Below are 12,993 nucleotides of genomic sequence, written 5' to 3'. Positions count from 1 at the left end.
GACGATTGTACCAGCTTGCATTAGTCCTATTTAGGAATCTGCATTATTTTCCATTCTACTAAACTAGATCAAATCTGCTCAATTCAAGTATTAACAGTTTAATTAGCATTGGGATTTGAGTCGGAACCAACAGCGCATTTCCCCTGTTGATCAGGATTGGGAGTCGAATTAGAGACTACCTTAGAAACGGCATCTTGTTCTTGAATCCATCCGATTTGCCCCGCTGGTAGCTTGGCGATTTCTACTCCGACTGTTGATTTAACAGCCGGAGATGGCGAAGAACTTGCCACAGTTGGAGATGGACTGACTGCGGGTGTTGAAACAGTAGAAAAATCCTTATTTAACTTGGGCTTTGGAGAGTTCGATCGCACTATTGCAGGAATCGAACAAACTTTCAATTCCAGCCAATTGCCTTGAGGCGTAAGCTGTTTGTTTATTACCTGCAAAATGCTGCCGGCAGGGACTGTTCCCTTGACAGGCGACTCACCGATTGCGACTTGCAAATCCAGGCGATCGCCCTCTTTATCCAATTCCCCAGTTACAGAACTTTTAATCTCTATAAACGAGCCTTTTTCTAAAGATTTGATCGGAGAAGGTACAGATTCAAAAGTCTTCTCCGGTCTACTTTTAGAGTTAATTAAAGCGCGTTTACCGAAAATCGACTCCCCGGCAGTATCGATCGCCCGACCCACCGGAGGGATGAAAAAATAAGCAAATACACCCCCCAAACCTAACAAAAATACAATTTTCAACAGTAGCGAAAATAGACTTTTGCCCTTGTCCGGTGGCTGTACCAACTCCGTTTTCGGTAGAAAATTAGCATCATCAAAGCTTGGGCTTTCCGTCACAGCGGTTGGCGTATCCTCGCTGTCGGCAATTAATTCGATCGGCACATCTAAAGGTGCGACAGACAATTCCGTCAAAGTATTGCTTTCTTCCCTCAAATGTGCTTGACAGTGAATCAAAGCAACAGTGACGTTATCGTGACCGTTTCTGGTATTAGCAATCTCGATCAGTCGATCGCGCGCCTGAGCAACAGTAATGCTACCGTCAAGAATCGGCAAAATCTCCTCTTCCCAACATTGCTCAACCCGGTCTTTATCGCTCAAACCATCGGAACACAGCAGCAAAACGCAATCCTCATCCACAGGAAAGCGTTGCACAGTCGGGTGCAGAGTATTGGAAGAAGTAATGCCCAAAGCTTGAATCAGAGCTCCGGCGGCCACTTGTTCCAAAGCATCCCGATAGAGAGAGTAGCCCAAACGCACCTCGCGGCAAGCCACATCGTCATCGAGAGTAACTTGATAGCAGCCAGTGCGGGTAATCCAGTAAGCCCGACTGTCTCCCACGTGGGCGACATAGAGCTCGTGAATGTGTGCTAAAGCCATCACCAGGGTAGTTCCCATGCGCTGGCGGCCTTGGCGGTGTTCGGTGTCGTTGCGACCGGCTATCTTGTCGTTAGCAGCACAAGCGGCGCGTTCCAGCTTGGAAGTCAAGCTCGGCGGGTCCCAATTAGCTTGATGCAGAGGCATTTGCAGCAACTTGTCCCGCAGTACAGTAATCGCCAATTCCGAAGCGACTTCGCCGCCGTCTTGTCCGCCGATACCGTCGCAGACGATCGCACAAGCCGACGATCCCGGAATTCCGGCAAACACCGTACCATCGGGCGGATAGCAAGCATCTTCGTTATGAGCCCTTGCTCTACCGACATCCGTGCCCGTGGCAATCTCAACATGACGATCGTAAAATCGGCCGCATTTTGCCAGAGCTTTATCCAACTGGCCCATCAGTTGTTCGCCGTGGCGGACTTGACCGGCAACCATTTGCTGGCAAAGTTGCCGCAAAAAATTGGCGATCGCCGGGTGAGCATCATCGATCCACTGCTGCCACAATTTGCCCAATTGCGACAAATTAGGCGGTTTGCGATCGGGCTGCAATTCCAGAAACCGAACCAATTGCCCTTCCACCCGCAGCAGTTCAGGAGTCAGTAGAGTCGCAGCCACGCCCTGAGCGATCAACGGCTGCCAAAGTTTGGCAATTTGCCACAGCCAATTGAGCTGTCGCATCGCGGCGGCCCCTTTCCAGGAGTCCGCCAATTCCGGCATTAAAGATTCCGTCACCTTTAAAATAGGTGCATTTTCCAGCAGCCAGATATCTCCCGATAGCTTGCTGCTCCGGGACGATATCAGTCCGTATACTTGAGGTACGTGCAACTGATAGGCAAACAATCTCAGATAAGGAGCGATCGAACTCGAAATCTCTTCGGGCATTTCCGGCAACTGTTCCGGTTGAGTATCGACCAGAAGTCGATCGCGCTTAACCAAATAGCGACCCGCGATCAGATCGCCTGGCTTACACGCTTTGATCCCTTCACCTACAGCCCACAAGTAGTGTTTTGGCACAAAATTTTGCATTAAGGGTTCCTGACGCCTTTTGTCCCAGTGCTGATCTGAACTATTTTAGCGCTTGAACCTCGATGGGTTGATACGTGGCGATTATTTTACACCCCCGCTTTCTCAGCACGCGGGGATTTTTAAGACTTTACAGTGATCATCTCGTGATTTTTCAAGTTCCTAGGATCACCACGCTTACACTTTTAGGTGCTACGTGATTTCTCCAGACAATTTTTTTTGACTTTCCCCCAGTCCAGCGGTTGGTTTTAATGTCTTGTACTGACAAAAACAGTCTACCATTTTGTTGGCGCCCGGATAAATCTGGCGATCGGCTTTCAAGGCTTGAGCCTAGTCCGACGGAACCGAAGTCAAGAAGCTAGAGAGCAAAATATTTTCAGCATATTCCTGAGAGTGCCAATTTCCGCAGCAATCTTAGCCCTGAGCGCGAATCGAGATTTTAGATGAACTCTGATGCTAGGATGCAAATACCTAGAAATCACCTGAGCTAGTAGGTATAAATAAACATAAATTTTGGGTTAGCTCGCGAAGGGCGATCCGTGCCTAGTGGGTTAGTTTCGCAAGTCAAGTTAAATTTAACCTTACCCGCATACCGATGCAAGTCCGCGACAGGAGTCGCGATCAGCACCAAAAATTAGATATTAGTTCAAGCCCCCAGATTCATCTGTGGAATCAATCTAAAATCTACAATCTCAAATCTAAAATCGATCGGCCTCTGTAAGCTGTTGAGTTTCTAAACCATGCCCCTACATGAGTCAAGCGCCTTTCCCGAAAATTTGCCCGATCCGAAGCTGCTGCCCACCGTCGAGGTAGACGAAATACTGACTAAGATTCAGCATTCTCACGGTTACTACTACAAAGTGATGAATATTGAAATTTGGGCGCTGGTGGAAACCTTGGATGCGCTGTTTCCGGGGGCTTGGAGTCAGTTTATGACCAACCGCCAAATTGCGGTAAAACAGTTTTTGGAGCGCGATTCCACTTGTGGGGCAACTCCCAATAATAGCGGGAAAGACGCAGAAACGATGGGGAGTGAGGAAGATTGATCGACGAAGAAGCAAGTTCGGCAGCGGATGCAAGCAACGGATGTAACGGATTGAAGGAAGAAGGAAGATTTTCTTAATCTCCCCGTCTCCCCTCTCCCCATATCCCTCTCTCCCTTTCCCCTTAGAGGTTAATTTTGGCATCAACACGGGGAAGTCCCATGCTGTAGTTGACAGCGCGGCTGTTGAGGTTGTAGCTGATTTGGCCTTTCTGTAAGAACGATCGCACCAAATGCTCCAATTCCGAACCGATGCGGCGGAGGTTGTATTCAGTCAAGTCTTCGCCCTCGTAAGCGTCTACGAGTTGGTCGAATTTGGCATATACCTGTTTGACTGACTCGTCGTTCCAGTTGAGTTCGTTGTCTGGGTCAATGTCGATCGTCAAAAGGTCGTTGCTGGGTACGAGTTCGTTGTCTTCGAGGATGGCGGTATAAATGCGAATATGGCGGGTTGTGGACTTGAGCTGCATGAGTTCTTATTTGTAAAGATTTTTTCCTGAACTTATTGTAATGGGTCAAAGACCCTTGCAGGAGAGTAGGTCGCCTATTGTGCGATCGATCGGGATATCTCACTCCCCCTCCGACTTCAAGGCAAAGACTGGGGATCGGTAGTTTTGAGACCTACTTAATTCAAGACTAAAAACGAAAGCTTTCGCAAGGTATAATAGTTCAGAATTGGCATAGGAGGACAAGGTGGAAGGCAAGAGATTTATTCACTCCCTGCAACTGCAAAACTTCCTTTCCTATGGAAGTGAGGGGGAAACAATTGAACTGCAACCCTTAAACGTGTTGATCGGTAGTAACGCATCGGGAAAGTCTAACTTAATTGAAGCGATCGCACTTTTGAAGGCAACAGCTACCGACTTAGTTGCTCCGATTCGTCAAGGGGGAGGCATCAGCGATTTTTTGTGGAAAGGCGAAAAAGGTATTCCCACAGCAAAAATAGAGGCTATTTTAGATTACCCTGAACGAACGATACCACTGCGCTATCAGATTAGTTTTACCGCAGTCGGTCAGAGACTTGAGGTAGTAGACGAAGCTATAGAAGATATGGAACCGCGCGATAGTGCTGAAAGCGAGCCATTTTTTTATTACCGTTATAGCGATCGGGGTCGTCCAGTTATCAACGTTACAGAGGACAACGAGCAGCAACCAAGAAAGCTGCGGAATCTGCGGCGAGAAGATATCATTCCCGATCAATCTATCTTATCTCAAAGAAAAGATCCCGAACAATATCCAGAACTATCATATCTGGGCAATAAATTTGCAGACATTGGTTTATATCGTAACTGGCAGACAGGGAGAGATTCAGTACCTAGAAAGGCTCAGCAAACTGATTTACCAGAACATCCACTTCTAGAAGATGGTGGCAACTTAGGACTGATTTTAAACAACTTACAGTATCAATTAGGAAGTAGGCAGATTATTGAAAAATTACAACTGTTCTACGATGCAGCCGAAGAACTGAGTATCAAGATTTATGGCGGCACTGTCCAGATATTTATCCGCGAAACAGGATTGATTCAGCCAATTCCCGCAACTCGTTTATCAGACGGTACGCTGCGTTATTTATTCTTAATAGCTTTACTCCTAGATCCAACTCCACCGCCACTTATCTGTATTGAAGAACCGGAGATTGGGTTGCATCCCGACATTTTGCCTGCGATTGCTGAAATGTTGATCGAAGCCTCACAGCGCACACAACTGATTGTGACAACTCATTCGGATGCTTTGGTGTCGGCGCTGAGTCCTGAGTCTGTGTTAATATGCGATCGAGATGATAGAGGAAGTCACCTGAACCGTCTCGATCCCGAACGACTGAAAAAATGGCTTGAGAATTACAGTTTGGGAGACCTTTGGCGGATGGGAGAAATCGGGGGCAACCGATGGTAAAAGAGGTTCGGATTTACATCGAAGGCGGCGGCGAGGGCAAGAATACAAAGCAATTGCTGCGAGGAGGATTTAGCAGTTTTTTCAAAGAACTTGTACAGGTTGCCCGCAGCAAGCAAATCAAGTGGAATATCACTGTTTGCGGTTCCCGGAATAATGCTTTTAGGGATTTCAAGAATGCTTTGGCCGATCACCCAAATGCTTTTATCATCCTTTTAGTTGACTCAGAAGCACCTGTAAAGCAGCGGCCTTGGCAGCATTTGAAGTCGAGGGATAACTGGGATTCGCCTGGGGTTGATGAGACTCATTGCTATCTCATGGTTCAAGCGATGGAAGCTTGGTTGATTGCTGATATTGATACTTTAAAAAAGTTTTACGGGCAGGGATTTAAAGAAAATGCGATTCCTAAAAAGATCAATGTAGAGACGATTGAAAAGGATTTGTTAGAACCAAGTCTGAAAGCAGCTAGTCGCGACACAAAATCGAAAGGCGAATATCAAAAAATACAGCACGCTTCCAAGCTGTTAGAAATGTTGGATGTTGACAAGGTTCGCAAGGCTTCTTCAGAGTGCGATCGCATTTTTACAACTCTCACCGAACTCATGGAGGATTGAACCGCGAAGGCGCGAAGGAAGATAGGGAAAAGGGGCGATCGTCAATTTCTCGGAATCCCGAAATCTTTTAGTTGTTGGGCCGTCCAATTTTTGTAATATTCAGTTTTCTCTAGAGAATCGGAAGCTGGCTTAAGCTTAGAATTTACTTGAACGGTGAAGCCCGGATACGGTGCCCTCCTAGTATGAAGCCCGTCAATATTAAAATCTTCATCGGGATGAACGTGAAAAGCCAGCAATCCCAACTCGGAAATCTGATTGTTTAATTTATCGATTAATTCTTTAGTTTGTGGCGCACTCATCGCAGTTTTATCGGGATTAATTACTAACATTATTTCAAATTCCGAATTGTAAAATTCATAAATCGATTTCATTATGGCAGAATCGCGATCGAACTCAGTCAGCGCTGAAAAAGGCTCTACTTTAAATAAAATTTGATTTGCCAACCGTGCCTTTTTAGCGAAGGGACAAACTGGTAAATCGCCAAAAACAGAATGGGGTAATTCGACAAACTCCGTCATCCATCTGAGGGTAGATTCTATAATTTTCGTGTCAGATTCATTCATCGAAAATCTATGTATTTGACATTTCACACTAATCATAATCTATTTCTAGGGCGATGCACATCTCACCATTGATATCAACATAAGACTGAAACCCATAATAAATGTCACTTCTATCAAAGTCTAGATCCCCCTAAATCCCCCTTAAGAAGGGGAGTAGGGGTTGACTTTGACTGCTTCCGGTTCCCCCCTTTTTTAAGGGGGGCTAGGGGGGATCTCTGGGTCAAGAAAACACGCCCTACTCCTGCCATTTCTAAGGACTCAATTCGTTACTACAAACATTAATTCATTCATGAATTGTGCCATCTGGCATAATTGCGCCTGCGAGTTTTGCATTTGCGATAGTTGCTCCAACCCAGTTAGCATCTTTCAGGTTAGCTTTTTCTAGATTTGCATAACTCAAATTTGCTCCGCACAGGTTTGCTGAAGTTAAGTTTGCTTCACTCAAGTTAGCATTGTAAAAGCTAACTCCAGACAGGTTTAAGCCACTCAAGTCTTGACCGCTCAGATTAGCTTGAACAAGACTAGATCCGATCAAACTTACCACTTTCAAATTTACCTTTGTCAGGTTAGCTCCATCAAGGTTGACTCCAACTAAACTTACCCCATTCAGCTTAACCCCCCTTAGATCAGCATAAGATAGGTTAACTTTAGTTACTTTGGCTTGACTTAAATCTGCTCCTATCAAATTAGCGTTATTTAAGATTGCCTGAGTGAGGTTGGCACTACTTAAATTAGCTGTAGTCAGGTTTGCACTATGTAATTGTGTCTCGCTTAAGTTGGCTTGACTTAAATTCGCTTGAATTAGTCTTGCGTAATTCAAATTTGCTTTAGTTAAGTTAGCGCCACTAAAGTTAGCTTGAATCAAATCAGCTTGCTGTAGGTTTGTAGATTTCAAGTTTGCGCCTTGCAGGTTAGCTCCTATCAAGTTTGCCTTCGCTAAGTTGGCATTACTCAGGTTGGCATTACTCAGATTGGCTTGACTTAAACTAATGGGAGATTCCAGAGTTTTTCCGCTCAAATCCACTCCTGCTAAGTTAATCCCTGTAAAATCTCGTTCTCCCTCTTTATACCGCCGTAAAAATTCCTCAGCAGTGATAGCAGGTTCCTGACTTTTTGAAACAGAATCATCGACATCCCCATATACTTCCACATTATCCGCCTTCAAAGGATTAGCAACAGACTCTCCCGCTGATTTTTCCTGCAATTGCTTGTCAACCCGATCGCTAAATCGCCTCAAAACCTCAGCATCATCAACCTTCTGAGCCACATTTTCCGTGCTTTTTACCGCATTCTCAACATGATACTTGTCCACAAAACTTTGCAACCCAGCATTATATCCTTGTCCTACCGCCTGAAATCTCCATTCACCATTCTTTTTGTACAATCGCCCAAATTCCAAAGCCGTTTCTTTGGCAAAAACTTCTTTTAAATTATACCGAACTAGCTCGCTCCCAGTCTCCAAATTGTAAAGCCGGATAAACGCATTTCTAACTTGACTAAAATTTTGATTCTTAACCTGTCCTTCGTGAACAGTAACAACAAACACAATTTCTTCGACAGCGGCATCGATCCGATTCAAATCCACATAAACCGTCTCGTCATCGCCTTCGATTTGTCCGGTTGTGTTGTCTCCCGAATGTCGCACTGCACTGTCTGGCGAGGTCAAGTTATTGTAAAATACAAAATACCTTTCGTCTGGAATTCGACCGTCAGCGCCTAACATGAAAACTGATGCGTCAATGTCGTAGTTTTGTGCTGTCTGGCTGACTTGCCACCCCAGGGCGATCGCAACTTTATTAAAATCAGGAGCTTCTTTAGAAAGATTGAACCTTTCACCCTTAGTTAATTGAATACTCATGTGCGATAATTCCCTTACCTCATAAATGGTATAATTATCTCATCTATGTTAACCCGATCGCAAATTGGATTTTATCTCGAAGACATCGAAACCCCAATTGGCAGAACCGTCAATTTAACTCTTACCGGACTCATTCTTTTATCTTCCGCCAGCTTCATCGCCGAAACTTACCCGCTTTCGGAGTCTGTTAGAATTAATTTCCAAGCTCTCGATACTGTTCTTTTAATCGTTTTTACAGTTGAGTATTTATTGCGGCTGTGGTGTGCCGAAAATCGAGTTAAATTTATTTTTAGTTTTTTTTCAATTATTGATTTGCTGGCAATATTACCATTTTTGCTGGGATTTGTCAACGTCAGTTTTATCAGAATTTTTCGCTGGTTTAGAATTCTCCGACTCATCCGCTTTCTGGAATTAAAAAATTCAGTTTTTCGCATCAGCAGCGAAGATGGCGTGATTTTTTCCCGGATTTTATTTACTTTGCTGGCAATAATTTTTGTTTATTCTGGTTTGATTTATCAAGTCGAACATCCGGCAAATCCAGAAAATTTTGGAACTTTTTTGGATGCTGTTTATTTTTCAGTTGTCACGATGACGACGGTGGGATTTGGTGATGTTACTCCGATTTCGGAATCTGGTCGTTTTCTGACTATTTTGATGATTTTGACAGGAATTGCTCTGATTCCTTGGCAATTGGGGGATTTGATTAAACAATTAGTTAAAACGGCTAATCAGGTAGAAACTGTTTGTACAGGTTGCGGTTGGTGTGTACACGATGCTAATGCTAGATTTTGTAAAATGTGCGGCAGTCAATTAGATAATGGTTGACTGTTGACTGTTGACTATTGACTGTTACAGCAGTTTTCAGGTAGGGACACAGCATTGCCGTTTCCCTACAGAAGATTGCCTCTAATTTAGATGTAGCAGTATTTTTCATAATAATTAATAACCAATAACCAATAACCAATAACCAATAACCAATAACCAATAACCAATAACCAATAACTACTGACTACTGACTACTGACTACTGACTACTTTAAGCTAAGGGTAACAATATTTCAAATTCGGTGCCAATTCCTAATTCCGATCGCATTCTGAATGCACCGCCGTGTTTTCCCGTCACGATTTGATAGCTAACGGCTAAGCTGGTTTCTTTCAGGGCGCGTTTTTCGGTAGAGAAGGATTCTAAGATTTTTTTGTACTTGTTAGGTGACATTCCTGGGCCGTTATCTGCTATGCGAATCGAAACCCAGCGCTCGTGAAGTTTGTCCAAGTCGATCGCAGATTCTGGACAGCATACTTGAGTCACAATGTCAATCTGAGGCTGGCGATCGAAGTCTCTGATTCCTCCACCGTTGAACTCTTTCGCCAATTCTTGACCGACTGCTTGGTTAATTAATGTATTAATAGCATTGGTCAAAATATTCATAAATACTTGGTTAAGCTGTCCTGCATAGCACGGTACTGGCGGCAGATAGCCGTAGTTTTTCACTACTTTGATTTCCCTCGTCAAATGACTTTTTAGCAGCAATAGTATGCTATCTATATTGGCGTGCAAGTCTGCCGGTTTGGGATAAACATCGTCGATGTGGCAGAAGTTTTGCAAACTGCTTGCTAACTTGCTCAAACGTTCGGCTCCGGCTTTGATGCTGCCAACTGTTCTGAGGAAATCGCTTTGCAAAAAGTCATAGTCTATCTCTTCTTTGAGCCGTGCTATTTCTGGCGGGGGATTGGTACAGTGCGCGTCGTAAACTGAGAGCAACTCCATTAAGTTTTTGCTGTAGTCACTGACGTAGGTTAAATTACCCCAAATAAAGCCTACTGGATCTAAAATTTCGTGGGCGACTCCGTTGACTAAACGGCCTAAACTAGCCATTTTTTCGCTTTGAATCATTTGTGTTTGGGCTCTTTCGTAGCGGACTTGGGTTTCGATGCCGCGAATTTGCCAGTAGGCGATGTTTAATGCGTGAGGGTCTAAGAGCCGATAAGATTGGTCGTCGATTTGGACTACGATGGGTTCTGACTGCAATTCGGGCGATCGACGCAGAGCTTGTGGAGCTGCTGTCAAAATGGTTGTATTCTCTGCAAGCAATAATATTTCGACGCGAGCGTAACTGTAGAGAACTTTCAGCGGCAGGTGCAAAAATAGCTCTGGGCCTTGGGGTTTGAGCAAATATTCCAGCAGTTGCCTGCGGGATATCATGCCAGCCAACTCTCCTGCTTCCAGCAATACGGCTCCCGGCACTAGGGGATGCTGTTCAAATATTTCGGCAACTGCGACGGCCAAGTAGCTCGATTTAACCTGAAAGTGATACAGGGGCAAATCCCCCAGGGTAGACTCTAGGGAAAGGTCTTGATTTCTGCCTTCGGAGAGAGAAGGGCTAAGTAGTTTGGAACTGAATGTATTTGCCACTGGAAATTTTAGTTGCCGAAACACGCTGGAAATTGAAATGAAAACATAATGCTAAGCTAGCCTATCATTTCACTTTTTTGAGCGAACCTGGAGACAGTTCTTGAGTTAATCATGTTTTGCGAATTATTGGCAGGAGAATTTCAAATTCGGTGTTCTTGCCAAGTTGCGATCGCAAATTCAGTTGACCGTCGTGCTTTTCTGTGACGATTTGATGGCAGATAGCCAGCCCCATACCGCTGCCTTTGCCTGCGGGTTTCGTGGTAAAAAATGTCTCAAATATGTGCTGCTGATTTTCTGGGGGAATGCCAGGCCCGTTATCGGCTATCCCAATGGCCGCCCACTGGCCCTCTGCGGTTTCTACCACTTTAGTCGTAATTTGGATTTGTGGCTGCCAGTTGTCCGCGCACTCTGTATCTAGTTCGCGATCGGCTACATACTCTGTCAGGGCGTCGAGAGCGTTAACCAACAAATTCAAAAACACCTGACTCAACTGACCGGAGTAACCGCTAACTAGCGGCAGATAGTCGTATTTTTTTACCACTTTTATGCCATTTTTTAATCGGTTTTTCAGAATTAACAGCGTCACATCCAAGCATTCGTGAATGTCTATCTCCACGGGCTTTGTCTCGTCCATGTGAGAGAAGTGGTGCAGCCCGTTAACTATGTTTAGCAATTGCGAGGCTCCCAACTTCATCCCTTCTAAGGTGACTGGCAAATCTTCTTCTAAAAAATCAAATTCTATTTCTTCTTTGAGGGCATCAATTCGAGGACACGGTTCCGGATATTCTTCTTGATAAGCCGACATGAGTTGAAGCAAATTTTCAAAATAGGACAGCAGAAAAGTCAAATTTCCCCAAATACAGTTCAGCGGATTTCTAATTTCGTGAGCTACTTCTGCTACAATTCTGCCTAAACTCGCCATTTTTTCTGTTTGGATGAGTTTGGCTTGGGTTTGTTTTTGGAGCAACTTATTTGTGATTTGGTGAATTCTGGATTGAGCGACCATTAATTGGTGTGCGTCTAACAGTTTGTAAGTCTGGGGTGCAACTTCCACTACTACGGGTTCGTAGACTAATTCTGCTAACCTATAAAGAGATTCCGAGGCGGCTTCTACTATTAATTTACTGCCGGGAAGCATCAGCAGCTCTTGCTTGGAAAATCTGTACAAGACCTCTATCGGTCGCTTAAAAAACATTTCTAACCCGTAGCGCCTGTTAATTTTTTCATAAAAATAACGCCTGGATATCATGCCGGCAAAATTACCCCGCTCGGTCAAAATGACGCCGGGAAGCATGGAATTTCCTTCAAAAGCCTGGGCTACTTCTTTTGCTTGTTGGGTTAAGTCAATTTGACAGTTGTAGAGCGGCAGGTCGAGGAGAGTTGATTCTAACGAGATATTCCAAGTACAAATCTCAGGTATATGCAACACTGATAACTCCGAGCTAATCTGATGCACAGCAAACATAGATGAAACCCCTGTTAAATTTTGTATTGATGGATAAGTTAAGTTGCTATTAATTGGTAAAGGGTAATTGGTAGCAAGTAATTGCTAATTGGTCAAACTACAACAGCACCCAATGGGAAAATCCAGATCGCCCAGGCATTGTCTGCTAAAGATTTTATTTCTAAATCAATGTTAAACAATCGAAGCTTTTGTGGAACTTACGGAGCTCTGCTGTCAGCTTTTTACCATGATATACCCTGCGATTGCGTGTTTTCCGAAACTATTAAAAATTTATCAAGGGATTTTTGTAATTTATTATATCATTTTTCGGTGCTGGTAGGGAATTGGAGAACAGCGATAGCGGGGATGGGTGAATATACGGGCATTGATCGAGGGATTGAGGGCGCGGATGCGATCGTCTAAGAGACTTGAGATCCAAACGGTCAAGACGGAGGCAAAAATCGGCAGATTTACGCATTTAAGCAAGAACGCAAATGCAGGCAAGTTTCCAACCTCCGATGGTCGTCAGTTTTTTGCAATTCTTTAATCTGCAATTCTTTCAACTAGATCAGCAGGATTCCCCCACCATACCGCCTCGGTTGGTGGCGGGTCGGACAAGCGAGTGACGCTTGTGCACCGCCAATAAAATCGACAAGCGCAGCTTCCGACACTCTAGGCGGGGCACTCGCGAACGAACAAGATTTATTTCCAACATGGTTGCTTTTTCAAACTTCAACAGGTATAGTAGTCGCAGAGTTT

Annotated in this window: 11 protein-coding genes; 4 read left to right on the top strand and 7 right to left on the bottom strand. The window is 44.4% G+C overall.

From position 1 onward, the window contains the following. Positions 1 to 98: 98 nt before the first annotated feature. Entirely contained in the window at positions 99 to 2,402 is a 2,304-nt protein-coding gene (locus QUB52_RS02225) for a PP2C family protein-serine/threonine phosphatase (protein WP_265233617.1), read from the bottom strand. A gap of 749 nt (positions 2,403 to 3,151) precedes the next feature. On the opposite strand from QUB52_RS02225, the gene QUB52_RS02220 reads away from it, so the two are divergent. Beyond that, positions 3,152 to 3,457 carry a hypothetical protein gene (locus QUB52_RS02220; RefSeq protein ID WP_265233618.1) on the top strand — a complete coding sequence of 102 codons (306 nt, stop codon included), beginning with the start codon at positions 3,152 to 3,154 and terminating at the stop codon, positions 3,455 to 3,457. Positions 3,458 to 3,578: 121 nt separating this feature from the next. Here the strand turns inward: QUB52_RS02220 and QUB52_RS02215 are convergent, their stop codons facing one another. Then, positions 3,579 to 3,923 carry an NAD(P)H-quinone oxidoreductase subunit M gene (locus QUB52_RS02215; RefSeq protein WP_265233619.1) on the bottom strand — a complete coding sequence of 115 codons (345 nt, stop codon included), beginning with the start codon at positions 3,921 to 3,923 and terminating at the stop codon, positions 3,579 to 3,581. Between the two features lie 223 nt (positions 3,924 to 4,146). Between QUB52_RS02215 and QUB52_RS02210 the strand changes: the two genes are divergently transcribed. Together QUB52_RS02210 and QUB52_RS02205 are read left to right on the top strand one after the other, a co-directional pair. After that, entirely contained in the window at positions 4,147 to 5,346 is a 1,200-nt protein-coding gene (locus QUB52_RS02210) for an AAA family ATPase (RefSeq protein WP_332972285.1), read from the top strand. After that, positions 5,340 to 5,957 (top strand): DUF4276 family protein, encoded by a 618-nt coding sequence (locus tag QUB52_RS02205; RefSeq protein WP_332972284.1) that lies wholly within the window; start codon positions 5,340 to 5,342, stop codon positions 5,955 to 5,957. The genes QUB52_RS02210 and QUB52_RS02205 overlap by 7 nt, the downstream gene beginning before the upstream one ends. A gap of 41 nt (positions 5,958 to 5,998) precedes the next feature. On the opposite strand, the gene QUB52_RS02200 is transcribed toward QUB52_RS02205, so the two are convergent. Together QUB52_RS02200 and QUB52_RS02195 are read right to left on the bottom strand one after the other, a co-directional pair. Continuing rightward, positions 5,999 to 6,520, bottom strand: coding sequence for a hypothetical protein (locus QUB52_RS02200; protein ID WP_332972283.1), 522 nt, complete (start codon positions 6,518 to 6,520; stop codon positions 5,999 to 6,001). Positions 6,521 to 6,803: 283 nt separating this feature from the next. After that, positions 6,804 to 8,378 carry a TerD family protein gene (locus QUB52_RS02195; RefSeq protein WP_332972282.1) on the bottom strand — a complete coding sequence of 525 codons (1,575 nt, stop codon included), beginning with the start codon at positions 8,376 to 8,378 and terminating at the stop codon, positions 6,804 to 6,806. Positions 8,379 to 8,423: 45 nt separating this feature from the next. Between QUB52_RS02195 and QUB52_RS02190 the strand changes: the two genes are divergently transcribed. Further along, entirely contained in the window at positions 8,424 to 9,203 is a 780-nt protein-coding gene (locus QUB52_RS02190; RefSeq protein ID WP_265233623.1) for an ion transporter, read from the top strand. On the opposite strand, the gene QUB52_RS02185 is transcribed toward QUB52_RS02190, so the two are convergent. The 3 genes from QUB52_RS02185 to QUB52_RS02175 form a co-directional block, all read right to left on the bottom strand. Next, a complete protein-coding gene (locus QUB52_RS02185) occupies positions 9,160 to 9,378 on the bottom strand; it encodes a hypothetical protein (RefSeq protein ID WP_265233746.1) in 219 nt (72 codons plus the stop codon). The genes QUB52_RS02190 and QUB52_RS02185 overlap by 44 nt on opposite strands. 35 nt (positions 9,379 to 9,413) lie before the next feature. Further along, positions 9,414 to 10,790 carry a sensor histidine kinase gene (locus QUB52_RS02180; protein ID WP_265233624.1) on the bottom strand — a complete coding sequence of 459 codons (1,377 nt, stop codon included), beginning with the start codon at positions 10,788 to 10,790 and terminating at the stop codon, positions 9,414 to 9,416. A 109-nt stretch (positions 10,791 to 10,899) separates the two neighbouring features. After that, complete coding sequence (locus QUB52_RS02175) at positions 10,900 to 12,255, bottom strand: sensor histidine kinase (protein ID WP_265233625.1); 1,356 nt, start codon at positions 12,253 to 12,255, stop codon at positions 10,900 to 10,902. Between the last annotated feature and the right edge of the window lie 738 nt (positions 12,256 to 12,993).

Origin of the sequence: Microcoleus sp. A6-C6 (assembly GCF_036705955.1) — a bacterium.
GTDB lineage: Bacteria > Cyanobacteriota > Cyanobacteriia > Cyanobacteriales > Microcoleaceae > Microcoleus.
The sequence above is the reverse complement of the archived record's forward strand: the minus strand, read 5'-3'. Positions and strand labels throughout refer to the sequence as shown.

Bases quoted from the DNA above. Each gene is read 5' to 3' on its own strand.
- QUB52_RS02205 (WP_332972284.1), top strand. From the start codon at position 5,340: ATGGTAAAAGAGGTTCGGATTTACATCGAAGGCGGCGGCGAGGGCAAG.
- QUB52_RS02220 (WP_265233618.1), top strand. From the start codon at position 3,152: ATGCCCCTACATGAGTCAAGCGCCTTTCCCGAAAATTTGCCCGATCCG.
- QUB52_RS02200 (WP_332972283.1), bottom strand. From the start codon at position 6,520: ATGAATGAATCTGACACGAAAATTATAGAATCTACCCTCAGATGGATG.
- QUB52_RS02190 (WP_265233623.1), top strand. From the start codon at position 8,424: ATGTTAACCCGATCGCAAATTGGATTTTATCTCGAAGACATCGAAACC.
- QUB52_RS02175 (WP_265233625.1), bottom strand. From the start codon at position 12,255: ATGTTTGCTGTGCATCAGATTAGCTCGGAGTTATCAGTGTTGCATATA.
- QUB52_RS02215 (WP_265233619.1), bottom strand. From the start codon at position 3,923: ATGCAGCTCAAGTCCACAACCCGCCATATTCGCATTTATACCGCCATC.
- QUB52_RS02195 (WP_332972282.1), bottom strand. From the start codon at position 8,378: ATGAGTATTCAATTAACTAAGGGTGAAAGGTTCAATCTTTCTAAAGAA.